This window comes from Microvirga roseola (assembly GCF_020866965.1).
Classification (GTDB): Bacteria; Pseudomonadota; Alphaproteobacteria; order Rhizobiales; family Beijerinckiaceae; genus Microvirga; species Microvirga roseola.
The window spans coordinates 23,917-40,489 of the sequence record NZ_JAJATX010000035.1; the positions used below are offsets into that span (position 1 = coordinate 23,917).

General features: G+C 63.6%; 14 protein-coding genes. 10 read left to right on the top strand and 4 right to left on the bottom strand.

Going from position 1 to position 16,573, the window contains the following annotated elements; translation table 11 throughout:
- Nucleotide 1: 1 nt before the first annotated feature.
- From nrfD to LG661_RS17115, 4 genes are read left to right on the top strand one after another with little or no spacing between them, the layout of a single operon-like run.
- Complete coding sequence (gene nrfD / locus LG661_RS17100; RefSeq protein ID WP_230533087.1) at nt 2-1,315, top strand: NrfD/PsrC family molybdoenzyme membrane anchor subunit; 1,314 nt, start codon at nt 2-4, stop codon at nt 1,313-1,315.
- Nucleotides 1,312-1,848, top strand: a complete 537-nt coding sequence (locus tag LG661_RS17105) for a DUF3341 domain-containing protein (protein WP_230533088.1) — start codon at nt 1,312-1,314, stop codon at nt 1,846-1,848. The genes nrfD and LG661_RS17105 overlap by 4 nt, the downstream gene beginning before the upstream one ends.
- The gene (locus tag LG661_RS17110; RefSeq protein WP_230533089.1) at nt 1,845-2,351 is read left to right on the top strand and encodes a c-type cytochrome; all 507 of its coding nucleotides are present in this window, start codon (nt 1,845-1,847) and stop codon (nt 2,349-2,351) included. Before LG661_RS17105 ends, LG661_RS17110 begins: the two co-directional genes overlap by 4 nt.
- The gene (locus LG661_RS17115) at nt 2,348-3,403 is read left to right on the top strand and encodes a hypothetical protein (RefSeq protein ID WP_230533090.1); all 1,056 of its coding nucleotides are present in this window, start codon (nt 2,348-2,350) and stop codon (nt 3,401-3,403) included. Before LG661_RS17110 ends, LG661_RS17115 begins: the two co-directional genes overlap by 4 nt.
- On the opposite strand, the gene LG661_RS17120 is transcribed toward LG661_RS17115, so the two are convergent.
- A complete protein-coding gene (locus LG661_RS17120; protein ID WP_230533091.1) occupies nt 3,379-3,867 on the bottom strand; it encodes a c-type cytochrome in 489 nt (162 codons plus the stop codon). The two genes, LG661_RS17115 and LG661_RS17120, sit on opposite strands and share 25 nt — an antisense overlap.
- Nucleotides 3,868-3,949: 82 nt before the next feature.
- Complete coding sequence (locus LG661_RS17125) at nt 3,950-5,626, bottom strand: alpha-amylase family protein (RefSeq protein ID WP_230533092.1); 1,677 nt, start codon at nt 5,624-5,626, stop codon at nt 3,950-3,952.
- Between the two features lie 429 nt (nt 5,627-6,055).
- Between LG661_RS17125 and LG661_RS17130 the strand changes: the two genes are divergently transcribed.
- The 4 genes from LG661_RS17130 (at nt 6,056) to LG661_RS17140 (ending at nt 9,523) form a co-directional block, all read left to right on the top strand.
- Entirely contained in the window at nt 6,056-6,910 is an 855-nt protein-coding gene (locus LG661_RS17130; RefSeq protein ID WP_230533093.1) for a hypothetical protein, read from the top strand.
- Between the two features lie 271 nt (nt 6,911-7,181).
- A complete protein-coding gene (locus LG661_RS17135; RefSeq protein ID WP_230533094.1) occupies nt 7,182-7,787 on the top strand; it encodes a hypothetical protein in 606 nt (201 codons plus the stop codon).
- A 61-nt stretch (nt 7,788-7,848) separates the two neighbouring features.
- Nucleotides 7,849-7,935, top strand: a complete 87-nt coding sequence (locus tag LG661_RS25685; RefSeq protein ID WP_456085519.1) for a small membrane protein YohP — start codon at nt 7,849-7,851, stop codon at nt 7,933-7,935.
- A 13-nt stretch (nt 7,936-7,948) separates the two neighbouring features.
- Nucleotides 7,949-9,523 (top strand): phospholipase D-like domain-containing protein, encoded by a 1,575-nt coding sequence (locus LG661_RS17140; RefSeq protein WP_230533095.1) that lies wholly within the window; start codon nt 7,949-7,951, stop codon nt 9,521-9,523.
- Between the two features lie 241 nt (nt 9,524-9,764).
- Here the strand turns inward: LG661_RS17140 and LG661_RS17145 are convergent, their stop codons facing one another.
- Nucleotides 9,765-12,215 carry a helicase-related protein gene (locus LG661_RS17145; protein ID WP_230533096.1) on the bottom strand — a complete coding sequence of 817 codons (2,451 nt, stop codon included), beginning with the start codon at nt 12,213-12,215 and terminating at the stop codon, nt 9,765-9,767.
- Between the two features lie 102 nt (nt 12,216-12,317).
- Nucleotides 12,318-14,375 carry a prolyl oligopeptidase family serine peptidase gene (locus tag LG661_RS17150; protein ID WP_230533097.1) on the bottom strand — a complete coding sequence of 686 codons (2,058 nt, stop codon included), beginning with the start codon at nt 14,373-14,375 and terminating at the stop codon, nt 12,318-12,320.
- 189 nt (nt 14,376-14,564) lie between these two features.
- Between LG661_RS17150 and LG661_RS17155 the strand changes: the two genes are divergently transcribed.
- Nucleotides 14,565-14,939 (top strand): hypothetical protein, encoded by a 375-nt coding sequence (locus tag LG661_RS17155; protein WP_230533098.1) that lies wholly within the window; start codon nt 14,565-14,567, stop codon nt 14,937-14,939.
- 230 nt (nt 14,940-15,169) lie between these two features.
- Nucleotides 15,170-16,486 (top strand): 30S ribosomal protein S12 methylthiotransferase RimO, encoded by a 1,317-nt coding sequence (gene rimO / locus LG661_RS17160; protein ID WP_230533099.1) that lies wholly within the window; start codon nt 15,170-15,172, stop codon nt 16,484-16,486.
- Nucleotides 16,487-16,573: the final 87 nt, after the last annotated feature.

The following is a 16,573-nucleotide window of genomic DNA, read 5'->3' on the forward strand; positions in this document are numbered from 1 at the left end:
CGTGGCGCACGAAACGCAGGCCTCCGCCGCACCCATAGCCGACGTCCCCCTCTCCCCCTCCTTCGGCTGGGGCTGGACGATCGCGCTGCTCCTGTCCGGCATTCTGGTGGTGCTGCTGGCCTATGCGCTGATCATGCTGCTTCTGGTCGGCACCGGGCTCTGGGGCACCAATATTCCCTTCGTCTGGGGCTTCGACCTCATCAACTATGCCTGGTGGATCGGCATCGCCAATGGTGCGACGCTTGTCGCGAGCATTCTCGTCCTGAGAAAGCACGACCTGCGAACGGCTGTGAACCGTTTTGCCGAGGCGGTCAGCCTGTTCGGGGTCATCTGTGCCGGCATTTTTCCGATCTTCCACCTGGGCAAGCCATGGCTGTTCTACTGGGTGTTTCCCCTGCCCTACACTTTCGAGGTCTGGCCGCAGTTCCGCAGCTCCCTCACCTGGGACTTCTGGGCTATCAGCACCCATGCGATCATGACGGCCATGCTCTGGTACACCGGCCTGATCCCGGATCTCGCGACCCTTCGCGACCGGGCGGCGACCCACCGGTGCCGGAAGGTCTTCGGCTTTTTCGCTCTTGGCTGGCGGGGATCGGCGCGGCATTGGGCTTACCATCAGACGGCCTACCGCATCATCGCGATTCTGATGCTTCCCCTGATCCTGGTCATGCAGAGCGTCGTCTCGCTGGAGCATGCGGTCATGCTGCCACCCGGGTGGCACCAGAGTTCGCAACCCCTTTATTACATTGCCAGCGGCCTTGCTCAGGGCATCGCTGCGGTCCTGCTCATAGCCGTTCTTCTACGCCGCCTCCTTGGACTGGAGCGTTACATCGACGATGGCGACGTGCAGCTGATGGCGAAGCTCGTCGCCTCCAGCGGACTTATTATCGCTTACGTCTATACCTCCTGGATTTTACTTTCCCTCCTGTCGAGCGATGCGGTTCGCGCGGCGACGGTCGCCCGGCTCAATGGCACTTATGCCGCGTTCTTCTGGAGCAGCCTCGTCCTGATGGCCCTTGTCCCGCAGCTGCTTTGGATACCCCGGATCCGCAACAGCTTCTGGGGCACCGTCCTTGTGGCGCTCGCCGCCATCGTCGGCGTGTGGCTCGACCGCTTCTCAATCATGATAGGCGGTCTCGAAAAGCGATACCTTCCCTGGGGCTACGATCTCTACTGGCCGACCACCCCCGAATGGTTTCTTCTCGCCGGGACCGCCGGTCTCTTCACGGGACAGCTCCTCCTCTTCGCGCGCTACCTACCGGTCGTCTCGATGTATGAGACACGCCATGACGAGCACCTGGTGGAAGGCCGATGAGACGGCCCTCCGTCAGCGGCATTATCGCCGAGTTCGACCGTCCCGAAGCGCTGATCGAGGCAGCTCAGCGCGTGCAGGAGGCCGGATACACCAAGGTCGACGCCTTCAGCCCCTTCCCGCTCACCAAGGTGAACGAGATCCTTGGGTACAAACCATCCTGGTTCCCCTATGTCCCGCTTGCCGCCGCCATCGTCGGTGGGGCTGTCCAGTACTTCGCCCAGTACTGGATGAACGTCATCGACTACCCGATCAATGTCGGCGGGCGTCCCCTGCACAGCTGGCCGCCGTTCCTGCCTTCAATGATCATCGTTGCAATCCTGTGGGCCGGCGTCACGACTTTTCTCATATTGCTCTTTGCGGCACGTCTTCCGCGCCTGAATCACCCCGTCTTCGCCGTACCGGACTTCGAGCGGGCGTCGCAGGATCGGTTCTTCATCTGGATCAGGGCCGACGACCCCCTGTTCGACCTGGAGGAGACGAGCAGGCTCCTCACAGCCTTGAACCCGCAGGCGCTTCGGGAGGTGCCGGGGTGAGACGGACCTTAAGCCTGGCCGTCCTGGCTTCAGCTCTGCTTGGCGCCTGCGATGCAAGCACCGAGGGGGAGAACTACAACCCGCCTCATCAGGCCATCATAACGCCGGCGCGGCCCGTTCCGCCCGGCACGGCTCCGGTAGGTACGACGGAATATCTCGCGGCTGTCGCGCCACCTGGACCTCCTCTCACCCCCGCCCTCCTCCAGCGCGGCCGCGAAAGCTATCTGGCGTTCTGCACGTCGTGTCACGGGTCGTCTGGAGCAGGTGATGGAGCGGTGATTGGAAGAGGCTTTCCCGCGCCGCCCTCCTTTCATCAGGCGCAGTTCCTGGAGATGGAGCCAGCCCGGATCGTTGCGGTTGTCACCGAAGGCAAAGGCCGGATGCTGCCGATGGCGGAGCGCATCCCGCCGCTTGATCGCTGGGCTATCGCCTACTACGTCAAGGCGCTCCAACTCAGCAGAATTCCACCGCATATGGTCCCGAACGAGGGACGAGGCCCATGAGCGGCAAACGCGCCAACACTGGTCGATCGCACCGGCTTCTTCTGTTCATGGCAGGCGGAACCGCTGCCGCCGTGGCTTCCCTCTTCCTCGATGCGGATCTGCTGGAGTCCTGGCTCTTCGGATATGTCCTGCTCGCGGGCCTCGCGACGGGTGCGCTTGGCCTTCTGATGATCGGCCATTTGCTAGGGGGGTACTGGCTCACTCCGGTGCGAAATGAACTCGAGGCCGCCGCCCTTACGATGCCGCTTGTCGCCGTTCTCGCAATACCGATTGCCTTCGGTCTGGATCAGGTCTTCCCCTGGGCCGCTGCAAGCGGCAGCGTGGCTATTCCTCAGCCAAGGGAAATCTATTTCGAGCCGACCTTCCTCCTTGTCCGAAGCGCAGTTTATCTCGCGATCTGGATCGTCCTGGCGCTCTGGGTCGCCCGTCCGGGCGAACACCGGGCTCGGAGCTCCATCGGTCTCGTGTTCCTAGTTCCGACTGTGACGCTGGCAGCCGTCGATTGGGTGATGTCGCGCAATCCCGAGTGGTGGTCGAGCCTGTTCGGAACCGTCTTTGCCATCACCCAGCTGCTTCCTGCACTAGCCGGCGCCGTTCTGCTGACGCTCGTGCGCCCCGACCAGCCGGATCGCAAGCGGCTTCGCAGCATGGAACGGGCCCTGATCACCCTCGCGCTTCTCATCCTGTGGCTGTGGTTCGTCCAATTCCTGATCATCTGGATGGCGAACCTGCCCGATGAGGTCACATGGTACATCGTGCGGCATTCGGAGTGGGGCTGGGTTAAGCTGTGGGTTGTCCTGCCTGCACTCATCATCGGGGTCGTCGCTCTGCTTCCTGCCATCGTCGGGGGCAAGCTGCTTCGCCTCGGAGTCGTTCTGCTCCTGGTTCAACATGTCGGGCATATGCTGTGGCTCGTGAACCCGGATGTGAACGGCCCGCTCTGGCCCGGCCTGATCGTCCTGGCCGTCATGATCGCGCTGTGGGCTCTGTGGCTCGCAAGCGACCTGCGGGAGCGCCCGAACGTCCCTCAGGGCGCCGGGGAGCCCGCCTGACCAGCCCCAACCCGCCGCACTAGCGTGTCCATTGCCCGCTCGACGGAAGCACTCTCGAGCCGGATCCGTTCGCTTTCGGCGGCAGGAACGGCGCGGTCTACCTGAACCTGCCCGTAGGGCTGCACATCGACGGGCCAGATCTGGGCCTCTCGGGCTCCAAGCGTGTATAGGTACGTGGCGATGTCACGGGCCTCAGGTTCGCTGATCCCAAGGTTCGGCATGGCCGTGTCCGGGTCTATGGCCGGCGGATTCATGAGCCATGGCACAAGTGTGCGCGGTGCATTGGGCACAATGCCGGCAAGCAGCATACGCTGGGCATAATCAGTCAGCGGGGGACCTACGACGCCGTCGGCGCCGCGGATGCCTTCTATCATGTGGCAGGAACCGCATTCATAGGCCTGGATCAGGGCCCGGCCCCTTTCCGCATCGCCGCCGACAATGCGCAGGTGCGCCGGGGGCTGCATATCGGAGCACCCCGATAGTCCGAGGAGAGCTAGAACCAGGGTTCTTGCCTGAAGTCGTCTGGCCGGAGTGCCGATCGGCTGCCTACGCATGCCCTGTCCCGCTGGGTTCCTGCCCAGGCTTGTCGTCATCAGTCATGACTCTCATCCAGAGAAAACCGTAAGGATTCATCGTGATCGGATCGAGCGCGCTCCTTGCGGTGCGATCGTCCGTGTCGCAGAACATAGGCACGAGGCGGGCCTGTTCCCCCTCCCAATCGATCTTGGTCTCGACGCAGCGGTCGTCCAAGTTGTGAAGGACGACAAGCGTATTGCCCCGCCAACGATACCGAAGTGCGAGCACGCTCGTTTCACTCGTTGGAAGCACCGTCCAGTTCCCCCATCCAACCTCCGGGCAGGACCGGCGGGTGCGGATCAAACGCTGGATGTGCTCCATGATTGAGCCCGGTTTATCATGCTGGCTTGCGGCGTTCACTTTCCGGTAGCTGTAGGGCCCGTCATTGATCACCGGACGCAATAACTTGTCGGAGGATGCACTCGAGAAGCCGGCGTTCGGCCCATCGTCCCACTGCATCGGGGTTCGAACAGAGTTCCGCTCGGGCAGTGAGAGGTCCTCACCCATCCCGATCTCCTCGCCGTACCAAAGCACCGGCGTGCCCGGCATCGCAAACATCAGGCTGTAGGCCATCTTGATGCGCCGTTCATTGCCCAGCATGGGTGCGAGTCTGCGGCGGATTCCTCGGCCGAAAATCTGCATCGACGGATCAGGAGCGAAAGCTTCGAAAACTTCCTGCCGCTCCGAGTCTGAGAGACGCGCCAGATCAAGTTCATCATGGTTCCGCAGGAAATTCGCCCATTGTGCCGTCTCCGGCAGCTCCGGCATCTGGCTCAGGGCTTTGCGGATCGGCTCCGCATCGCGACGAGACAGGGCGAGGAACATATTCTGGTTGAGCACGAAATTGAAAATTATCTGGATCCGGTCGCCACCGCTCCCGAAGTAGTCGGTCGCATGATCGAACGAAATATTCGCCTCGCCCAACAGAATTGCTCGCGACTTCCGCCAGGCGAGGAAGGTCCGCAGCTCCGTCAGGTAGTGGTGAGGATCGTGGTCCGGACGCTCCTCCTCCTCCAGCCCCTTGAATTCGATGAGGAACGGCACCGCATCGAGGCGAAACCCAGACGCGCCGAGCTGGAGCCAGAAGCCCATGATCTTATCGATTTCCTCCTTCACAGCCGGGTTGGCGATATTCAGATCGGGCTGGAAGTCGAAGAAGCGGTGGAAGTACCACGCCCCGGCGACCTCGTCATAGGTCCAGGTGCTCTTTTGCATCCCCGGAAAGATCATGCCCTCATGAGGATCCTCCGGCTTTTCCTTCGACCAGATGTACCAGTCGCGATACACCGAGTCCGGATTGCGGCGGGCCTCCTGGAACCAGGGGTGATCGATCGAGGTGTGGTTGGCGACAAGATCCAGGATAACGCGCAGGCCCCTGTCGGACGCAGCATGCATGAAGCTGACAAAGTCCCCGAGGCTCCCATGAGCGGAATCGACCGAATAATAGTCGCTGACGTCGTAGCCGTTGTCTCGATTAGGACTCTCGTAAAACGGTAGGAGCCAGAGGCAGTTGACCCCCAGGGCCTCGATATGATCGAGGCGATTGGCTAACCCCTGGAAATCGCCGACTCCCGTGCCGCAGGAATCCCGAAAGGTTCCGACATCGAGACAGTACACGATTGCATTCTTGTACCAAAGGTCGAGCATCTAGGCGTTCCGTTCGCTCACATTCCCGATCAGTGCACCGCGGTCGCGGCAGTCCAGGCCCTTCTCCATCAGTGCCAACCCGTCAGAGTCCGCATCATCGCTTGTAGCCACGTGTATTCGGCCGCCAACTATTCAAGGCGCTAAACGCTACGCTCCGCCATAAGCAGAGCATTGGGCTACACTCGCGATCTGACTATCACTCTTCTCAGTTCGCTACCGGACCAAAACGTCCGAAAATAGTGAACCATGTGGGCGCTTGAGGGTTTCGCCGTCTGTCGGAAAAGCCAGCGTTCTGTCCAGGCGGCTCCGACGATCTGGTCGGCCGACAGCCAGTTACTGGTGCTCAAAACGATCCCTGTTCCTTATGACCGGACCAGATCAGACACGCGCTTGCAAACTGCAACAGCTCGACTGAAACAGGAGAATTCTATGCGACACGCATCGATTGCGACGCTTGCAGCAGCCCTGATGATGGGCACCGCTGGAATGGCCTATGCACAAGGCGCAAACCAGCAGTTCGGACAAGGTGGCCAAGGCTATGGCAACCAGCAGCAGTTCGGACAAGGCCAGCAGCAGTTCGGCCAAGGCCAGCGGCAGTTCCGTCAGGGCCAGGGTCAGTTCGGTCAGGGTGGCCAGCAGTTCGGACAAGGCCAGCAGTTCGGTCAGGGTGGTCAGCAGTACGGCCAGATGGGCATGATGCGCTCCGGCGGAGACCGCTTCCAGCAGCGCGCAGCCCTGCGGCGGCAGCTCCGGCAGGTCGGATTCCAGAATATCCGCATTCTTGATGCCGCCTACCTCGTTCAGGCCAGCAGCCCCGATGGGCGGACCTTCCTGATGGTGGTGGATCCCCCGTCTCGGATGATGTCTTCCGGCCAGCAGAGCGCCCAAATGGGGCAGATGGGCTGGCAGGGGCAGCGGTCCCGTGGCCAGCAGCAGTTCGGTCAGATGGGATCGCAGGATCAGCGCTCCGGTGGCCAGCAGCAGTTCGAACAAGGCGGCCAGGGCAGCCAGATGGGCCAGCAGAGCGCGCAGGCTCAGGGTCGCATGGGCCAGTCCGGCAATATGGACCAGTCCGGCAGTGAGGCTACCGGCGCGATCACTCAGACCAGCGGTCTGGATCAGGAGCAGGTCCGCTCCATGCTGGAATCGCGTGGCCTCTCGAATATCGAGAACCTGCAGCGCGAAGGCGACACCTTCACCGCTTCCGCCGATTGGCAGGGTGAGCAGGTCGACGTCTCGGTGAACGCCAGGACCGGCGAGATCACCCAGCCCGAGGAACTGTAAGGTTTTTCCCTTTGAATGCCCCAACGGGCAGGCAAAATCGATACTCCGGGGAAGCGGGCCTAGCCCGCTTCCTGCTTTTTCAGGACATGCCAGTTTTCCACGCCTATTCGCACGGCGTGCAGAAAAATCGCAACTCAGTGGCCATGCCCGCGTTCTTCCCCAACAGCCTTGCGCAGTGAGGGACTGTGGGGAAGGCCGCTTGGCCCTCGCCACAAGCCCTCTGCAACGACCCTGCGCAACTCTTGAAAACCGATTCACAGGAGTTCGATCGATGAAGATACGATCCCTTTTGCCTTTCGCCGCCGCTCTGGCCCTCGTCGCCTGCGGTGAGGAGCAGACCGCCGAAGCGCCCGTTACCCCGGCCCCTCCGCCGACAGAGACCGCCGAGGCTCCGCCGGTTGTAGTTCCTGAGCCTGTGACGCCTGAGCCTGTCGAGCCCGTGACGCCTGCGCCCGCTACGCCCCCGGCCGCAACTGCCGAAGTCGAAACCGAGACCGTGGTTGTCGCTCCGGCGGAGACGACCGGAAACGTCAATCTGGCGCCCTCGACCGACGCCACGCAAACGGCGGCCACATCGGCCACGAGCCTCGAGCCCTTCCAGGGCCGGACCTATGCCGCAGGTCCTCTGACGATCCAGCTCAACCCCGATAACACCTTCGTTATGAACGAGGCTGAGGGCAACCGCCGCGTAGAGGGCCGCTATGCCTTCGAGAACGGCGTTGTCACCTTCTCCGACCCCACCGGCGATATCGGACCGGCGCAGTTCCCGATGCGTTGCCGCTTCGAGGCGACCGGCACGGACGAGTTCAGGCTCGCCGACAATGAGGGAGCCTGCACCCGGTTCAATGATCTCACCTTCAGACCCTCCGCCGGCTAATCATTCTTGATTACGGGCGGGGCGCCTAGGGCTCCGCCCGGCTTACATCGAAGGATTGACAATGCTCAAGGTTCTTGGTGGCACCATTGGCGTCATCTTCCTGATCGGGCTTCTCGTCGTGATCGGGATCCTCGCACTGATCTTCTGACGGCGCTTGAACCATGTCGCCTGCCGGAGACGATATCTCGCAGGGCAGCGCCGACCGGGCCATTCTCCGGGAAGGCGAAAGCTGCTGGCGTATCGCCAAGGCCGACCGCGTCGCCGTTATCGCCGACGCGGCGGCCTATTTTGCAGCAGCCAAGGCTTCCATCCTGAAGGCGAAGCACTCGGTTTTTCTCATCGGCTGGGACTTCGACCTGCGCATCGGGCTCGAGCGGACCGATCCGATGCCCGACGTGCCGGACGAGCTTGGCGATTTCCTGACCTATGTGGTCGAGAATCGGCCGGATCTCAGAGTCTTTGTTCTCCGCTGGGACCTGTCCTTCCTCAAATTTCCTTTTCGAGCGACGCTGCCGCTGAAACTACTCGATTGGATTGCGGGCAGGCGTCTCCAGTTCCGCCTTGATCACGAACATCCTACCGGCGCCTGCCACCATCAGAAGATCGTCGTAGTGGACGACACGGTGGCCTTCTGCGGCGGCATCGATATGACCGTATATCGATGGGATACGCCGGCCCACGCCGACGAGGATCCCTGCCGGAAAGACCCGACCGGAGAGCCCTACCACCCCTGGCATGATGCAACCATCTGCCTTATGGGAGAGGTCGCCAGGGCCCTCGGCGATCTGGCGCGGGAGCGCTGGAAGCGCGCCACCGGGGAAAAGATTCCGCCCGCACCGCTCTGCGAACCATGCTGGCCGGACCATCTTTCCCCCGACCTCACCGATGTCGATGTAGCCATAGCGAGAACGGAACCGGCCTACGGTCGTGCGCAACCTGAAGTGCGGGAAATCGAGGCGCTCTATCTCGCCGCCATTCGCGCCGCACAGAAGACGATCTATATCGAGACGCAGTATTTCGCCTCGCACCGCATTGCCGCTGCGCTGCGCGAGCGCCTGCAGGAGGAGGACGGCCCCGAGATCGTCGTGATCAATCCGAAGACGGCCTATGGGTGGCTTGAAGAAGAGGTCATGGGCACGTCCCGGGCCGTGCTCCTCAAGCACATCCGGAATTGCGACCGCTATGGCCGCTTTCAGATCTACACGCCCGTCACCGAGAACGGCACCGACATCTACGTCCATGCCAAGGTCGTCGCCATCGACGATCGCCTTCTGCGGGTAGGCTCCTCGAACCTGAACAATCGCTCGATGGGTCTCGATACGGAATGCGACCTCGCCATCGAGGCGCTTCCGTCCCAAAGTAACGAGGAGACCATCCGCCAGATGATCAGGGACGTCCGCAATCGCCTCGTGGCCGAACACCTGGGCGTTACCCGGAGCGAACTCGACGATGCGCTCGAAGCCGAGGGCATGTCTCTGCTGAGAGCTATCGAACGGCTGCGGCGTGAACACGGGCGCAGCCTGGTTCCCTTCGATCCTCCGCCCCTCAGCGAGGCAGAGATGGCGCTGGGCGAAACCCGCATTCTCGATCCCGACCGTCCGGAGGAGATGTCGGAGAACCTGCTGCAGGGCCTCGATCTGCCGGGCGTGGGCAAGGCCATCGGATTGGGCATAGGAGCTGCAACGGGGCTGGCCGCCGCGGTCGCGTTCGGTCGCACCCACTCGAACGACAAGTGAGGTCGCGAGCGTGACCGGCGGACTGTCGGTGTCTAAAGCATTGGACCCAAAAGTGGACTTGCACTTTTGGGATCCCATCCGATGCTTTCTCTTATGATGAGAGCACCGTTGGTGTGCGGAAAACCGGATCCACTTTTCCGCACGATGCTCTAGCGGATGCGCCGTCGTCCGCGATCCTCGGCCTCGGCCCGGNAGCACCGTTGGTGTGCGGAAAACCGGATCCACTTTTCCGCACGATGCTCTAGCGGATGCGCCGTCGTCCGCGATCCTCGGCCTCGGCCCGGTCCCGCCCCCTCTTCTCCCGCTGCTCTTTGCGGCCCCTGCCCTGCCGCCGCTTCTCGTCAGGCTTCCTGCGGCGGGCGACCGAGGTCGCGATGAGCTTCTCCTCGATGGTCTCGTTCAGGCTTGCCCGAAGATCCACGACGGCTTGCACATCCTCGAAAACCTGCGGATAGCGCTGGGCCAGCCAGAGCCAGGTAGTCGCAATCTTCACTCTGGCCTCGAGCTTCAGAAGATCGGCGTGCACGCCGAAATTCGGCGGCTGCACCATTCCGTTACGCGCATGCTGCCGTGCCCAGTCGAGGAGCAATTCGACCGCTTTCTGCTCCCGTGCATCGACGGGAGCTGTTGCGTAGGAAAGCCGGTCGAGGATCGGAAGATCGACCGTGTCGAGAAGAAAGGCGAGATCGATCATCTCCTCCATGTCGGCCATGCGCAGGTCCGGATGGCCCGCCACGAGCGTGTCGTTGAGGTGTCGGAGAATCCTGCCGAGCCGGTCCGTCTGCAGCAATTCGCTCGCCGACAGCACGGTCTCCTGGTTGGGACGGACATAGGCCTTGCCGCGCAGCTTGGTGGACTCGCCCGTCAGCGCCTTGGAGATCACCGTCTCGATTGATCCATAAAGCCCCGCATCGGCAAGGGCGGTCACGTACCCTCCGTCATGGTGGCCGAAGCGCCCTGCGCGACCGGCGATCTGCTTGATCTCCATGGCGCTCAGCTGCCTGTCCCTTACACCGTCGAACTTGCTCAGCGTCGAAAACACCACACGCCGAAGGGGCCCGATATTGAGCCCCATCCCGATGGCGTCGGTAGCCACCAGGATCTCCGCCTCACCGTTGCGGAAGCGCGCAGCCTCGGCGCGGCGAACCTCGGGGCCGAGGGCGCCATACACAGTGGCGACCGTGCGCCCGGCCTGGACGAGGCGGGTTCGAAGATCATGAACGTCCCTGCGGGAGAAGGCGACCACGGCGTCCCCCCGGGAGAGCATGTTGAGATTGGCAGGCGAGCGCTCGACGAGCAGATCGCCCTTGCGCTTGAGGATTCTCACTTCCAGCGGCTCGCCGGTCATGGCCAAGAGATGTTCGACCAAGGGAATGGCCTCAGGCGCGCCGGTGAGGACGACGAGGCGCCCGGGAGCGCCGATGATCGCCTGGGTCCAGGCCCAGCCGCGGCTGGGATCGTCCAGCATCTGGACTTCGTCGATGACGCAGACATCCACCACGCGGTGGAGGTCCAGGGTCTCGATGGTGCGGGCTATATGGGTCGCTCCCTCCGGATGAACACGCTCCTCGCCTGTGATCATGCCGGCCGGCAGGCCGCTTTCGCTCAGGCGCTCGTAATGCTCGAGCGCAAGGAGCCGCAAGGGAGACAGGATCTCCGCCGTATCCGCCTCGCGTGCGAGGCGAAGCGCTTCATGAGTCTTGCCGGAATTGGTCGGCCCGGCGAGGAACAGAAAGCGGCGTTCGAGGGATCGGGCCACGGGAAAGATGGCGGCATAGCGCTCGTAGCCTGAAGCTTCGCGGATCTGCACCTCGCGCAGGTGGCGCAGCCGCCTTGCCGTGGCCTTTGAGCGGAGGTCGTCGAGCTTCTGACGCAGCTTGCGCCCGGCCTCCCCCGGCCCGCGCCGATCGGAGACATGAACCCGCTCGAGCCTTTCCAGGGCAGCCTTGAGGCCGCCGAGAATGGCGCCACGCTCTGTCTCATCCTCGTAGGCGGCGAGGTAGGTCTCGAACTCATCCCGCCATCCGTCGAGCTCCTGCTCGCAGGAGCTAAGGGCCGCATCCCGCGCGGCGACCAACTGGTCTTCGAGGACCCCAGCGGCCGACGCGATTTCATCGCGGCCGATCCGGGCCGGCGAGAGCACGACCGCAGCGACCTCGAGCGGTTCCGAGAAAGCGTATTCGATGGCAATCTCGGTCGGAGCCTCGTCCGGGAGGACCTGCATGGATTGCACGAAGACGGCGCGATAGCCTATGAAGATGCGCTCCTGCCTTTCCTTGAAGCCGTGGTGTGGCCGCCTCCCGTGACGGCCACGCTCGGCCTGGCGGAAATCCTCGGCCACGTAGAGCTTGGTGTTCTTCCGGACGGCGGCAAGGATGCTCTGCCGGCGTCGGTGGGCGTGCTCGTCGCCGTGTCCATCCGTCAGCCTGGAGGAGGGCCGATCGGCATTCCGGTCGCGCCGCAGCCCGGCGCTGTCCTGCTCCCGCCATGCGGGAACCTCGGTCGCAAGCTTGGCGACAGTCTCAGAATCGAGCATCGGGGCCTCGACGACGCGGCCCGCTTTCCGGAACCGTCGGCGCTCGGCGACCGGGATCAGCCCCTCCGCGATCCATCTCTCGCACTCGGCCTCGCTGGCGAGCAGGAGGCCCGGAAGGTGATTGATGGTGACCAGATTTTTCGACTTCTTCGACATGCACAAAAATCCGCCTCTAGCGGATGAAACCCGAATCATCCCCTTTTGCTCCCAAAGCTATGCCTCGGGAGCAGGCGGTCCGCACTCAGGAAGAGTTTTCGTTTAGGCGCTCTTCTCCGGAAGGGGCTTCTTATCGACAAGCGTCCTTCTCAGGAAGGAAAAGCCCAGGGCGGAGAGAAAAGCCCCCTGTTTCTTGTTGGCTGCACCGTGCCCTCCCTCGTCGGGCTCATAGAAGAGAACCTGTTGTCCCAACTCCTCCAGCCTTGCCGCCATCTTGCGGGCATGGCCGGGATGGACGCGGTCGTCGCGCCGGGAGGTGACGAGGAGCAGCGGCGGATAGGACTGCGCCGGATCGATGTTCTGGTAGGCCGAGAAGCCCTGCATGTAGCTCCAGTCCTCCGGCTTGTCGGGATCCCCGTATTCGGCCACCCAGCTCGGGCCTGCGAGCAGACGCGTGTAGCGCCGCATGTCGAGGAGCGGCACGGTGCACCAGATGCCCCCGAAGAGATCGGGATAGCGGGTGAGCATGTTGCCGACGAGCAGGCCGCCGTTCGAACCGCCATAGGCCGCAAGCTGCTCCGCCGTGGTGACGCCACGCTCGACGAGGTCGCGGGCGATGGCGGCGAAATCGTCGTGGGAAAGCCGCTTGCCTTCGCGCATGCCGGCCTTGTGCCAGTCCGATCCGAACTCCCCGCCCCCGCGGATATTGGCCACGACCCAGACATTCCCGCGCTCAAGCCAGGCCTTCCCGACGCCACCGAGATAGCCGGGCCGCAGGGAGACCGAGAACCCGCCATAGCCGTAGAGCACGGTCGGACGCGGACCGTTCCGATCCTTCGGACCGATCTCGAAATAGGGAATGCGCTCGCCATCGACCGAGACGGCCTCATGGCGCATCACCTCGAGCAATGAAGCGTCGAAGGCGGAGGGGGCTTCCTTCAGGACCGCGATCCGCTCCTCCTCGTCCACGAGCGCGAGCTTCGTCGGCTCGATATAGCTGGAGATCGAGACGAGGAACTCGTCCGAACGTTCGAGCTGGCCCGCATCGAGCGGGAAAGCGTCGACGGACGCCGTTTCGGGCAGGCCCTCGAGACGCTCCATGCGCCACGGGCTCCCCGGCCGGGCCAGCCAGATCTGGCTCGCGAGGTTGTCGAGCACGGTGAGCACGAGCTTCGACTTCGCCCACCAGAACCCGCCGAGCACGCGGCGTGGAGCGGGCTCGAACAGGACCTCGAACTCCCTGTCGCCGGCGAGGAAGCGCTCGAAGCCGATCGCCAGGAGCGCATCCGCCGGATAGGTGCGATGCGGCAGCGCCCAATCCGACTTGAGCTTCACGAGCATCCAGTCGCGCTCGACGTCGAAGCGCGCATCGAGCGGCAGGTCGATGGCGAGCGACGCGCCATCCCGGGACAGATAGCTGATGCCCTCCTCGAACGTCGTCTGGCGGCGGTAGAACACACGCTCGAAGCCCGGCTCGCGGTCGACAGCAGCGGAAATGTAGACGTCGCTGGCCTCGCCCTCGAAGAGGATGGGAACCTCGGCGAAATCCGTCCCACGGCGCCAGCGGCGCACGGTGCGCGGGTAGCCTGAGACAGTAGCGGAGTTGTGGCCCAGCGTCGTCGAGACGAGGAGCGTGTCCTTATCGTGCCAGGTCGCTCCGCCTTTCGCCTCCGCCAACATGAAGCCGTCTTCGACGAAACGCTTCTCGACGAGGTCGAATTCGCGCACCACGGTGGCGTCCGCGCCGCCGCGGGAGAGGTTCACGAGGCCGAAACGATGCTCGGGCTCGAAGGTGCCGCAGCCTTTCCAAACCCAGTCCTCCACCTCCTCGCGGGCAAGGGCATCGATGTCGAGCACCGTTTCCCAGGCGGGCTCCGGCTTGCGGTACTCGTCGAGGGTCGTGCGCCGCCACAGGCCTCGCACATGGGTCGCGTCCTGCCAGAAATTGTAGAGATACGCGCCCCGGCGGATCACGAAGGGGATGTTGTCGGGCCGTGTCGAGATTTCGTAGATCGCAGCCATGTCGGCCTCGAAGGCCTCATCGCGGAGAACGCCTTCCGTGCGGCTGTTCTGCATGCGAACCCAGGCCAGCGCATCCTCGCTCTCGACCTCCTCCAGCCAGAGATAAGGGTCGGGGCGGTCGAGAGTCGGTGCGGCCATTCTGCGATCTCCTGCCTGCCATCGGGCGTGTTTCGGGAATATCGGTCGCACCGCAAGGATGACAACCTACGGGCTGCTCTATGCCGCTCCAGCGCTTCCTCCTAGCCTGGTGGAAGCCGGCTCGGATTCTTGAGAACCGAAAGCGCGACCGCCCGTTGACTCGTGCACATCCATGTCAGGGGGAACATGATGGATCCATTCGTTCCGGCCATTGAGGAACTGGAGCAGGCTCTCGTCGCCGGCGAGGACATCGAGCAGGCGCTGAAGGACATCGCCGAGGAGCATGACCTGCCTCTCCAGGCGCTGCGAAACCGGGCCGTGCGGGCGCTCGGCCCGCTGGAGACCTACAAGGAGCGCAAGGCGGAGCAGAAGAAGGAGCGGGAGAAGACCGCCATCCGCCGGGACCCGGTCCTTGCGGGCGCCTCGTTCTTGGCGGCGATCGCCAGCCTGAACCCGCGTCTGTCCGCCGAGGACCGGCAGGCGGAGATCCAGCGCCTCGCCGAGGTCTATGACGTCGATCCCGCCGCCCATCGCGACGCCATCGAGCGGCTTCGCAAGCGCTGACCGCCGGCCCTTTCTTCCTGAACGGCATGCGGACGGGTCCCGCAGCTTGGCGGCACGGGACTGTGACCTTGGGGGCGGCCCATCGCACTTGCCTTGTTGAACCTTTTGAGACATTGACCACATGAAGGCGGCACACACGCCCCTCCGCCCCCGGAAATTCGCGCCTGCACGGTGCGAGGCGGACGCCTCTGTATGTCTCTATCGGTCAAGGTTGAAAGTGGATCTCGCGGATGAATGCTCCCGCGCCGAAAGTCTCGTTCGTGTCCCTGGGCTGCCCGAAGGCCCTGGTCGATTCCGAGCGGATCATCACCCAGCTGCGCGCTCAGGGCTACGAGCTGACGAAGCAGCATGACGGGGCCGACGTGGTCATCGTCAACACCTGCGGGTTTCTGGACAGCGCCAAGGCCGAGTCCCTCGAGGCCATCGGCGAGGCCATGGCCGAGAACGGCAAGGTGATCGTGACCGGCTGCATGGGCGCCGAGCCCGAGCAGATCCGCCAGCAGTTCCCGGACGTTCTGGCCATCACCGGGCCGCAGGCCTACGAGTCGGTGGTCTCAGCGGTGCATCAGGCGGCTCCCCCCGCCCATGACCCCTTCGTGGACCTGGTTCCGCCCCAGGGCGTGAAGCTGACGCCGCGCCACTACGCCTATCTGAAGATTTCGGAAGGCTGCAACAATCGCTGCACCTTCTGCATCATCCCGAAGCTGCGCGGCGATCTCGTCAGCCGTCCCATCGGCGACGTGCTGCGCGAAGCAGAGAAGCTCGCCAGGGCCGGGGTCAAGGAGCTGCTGGTCATCTCGCAGGACACCAGCGCCTACGGCCTCGACATCAGGTACCAGCCGAGCCTGTGGAAGGACCGGGAGGTCCGCACCCGCTTCTACGAGCTGGGCAAGGAGCTGGGCGAACTCGGCATGTGGGTCCGCATGCACTACGTCTATCCCTACCCGCATGTGGACGAGGTGATCCCGCTCATGGCGGAGGGCAGGATCCTCCCCTACCTCGATATTCCCTTCCAGCACGCTTCACCGAGCGTTCTGAAGGCCATGCGCCGCCCCGGCAACCAGGAGAAGACCCTGGAGCGCATCAAGAAGTGGCGCGAGATCTGCCCGGATCTCGCCATCCGCTCCACCTTCATCGTCGGCTTCCCCGGCGAGACGGAAGAGGATGTCGACTTCCTGATGCAATGGCTGAAGGAAGCGAAAATCGACCGCGCCGGCTGCTTCCAGTACGAGCCGGTCCAGGGCGCGCCCGCCAACGACATTGCCGGGCAGGTTCCGGCGGAGGTCAAGGAGGAGCGCTGGCACCGCTTCATGCAGACCCAGCAGAAGGTCAGCGCCAAGCTCCTCAAGGCCAAGGTCGGCAGGACGCTTCCCGTCATCATCGACGAGCCCGGTGCGACGGTCGCCACCGGCCGCACGAAGTACGACGCCCCGGAGATCGACGGCGCTGTCTACGTGGCCGCCAACCGCGCGCTCAAGCCCGGCGAGATCGTGGACGTGAAGATCGAAAGCTCGGACGAGTACGACCTGCACGGGACACTGGCCTAGATTCTCTCAGCGGCAGGCGTCCGCACCGGTGATTCCGGGAGCGTGTCATTCCCGGCCGGAGATGGCGCAGCCATCGGAGGGGAAGGG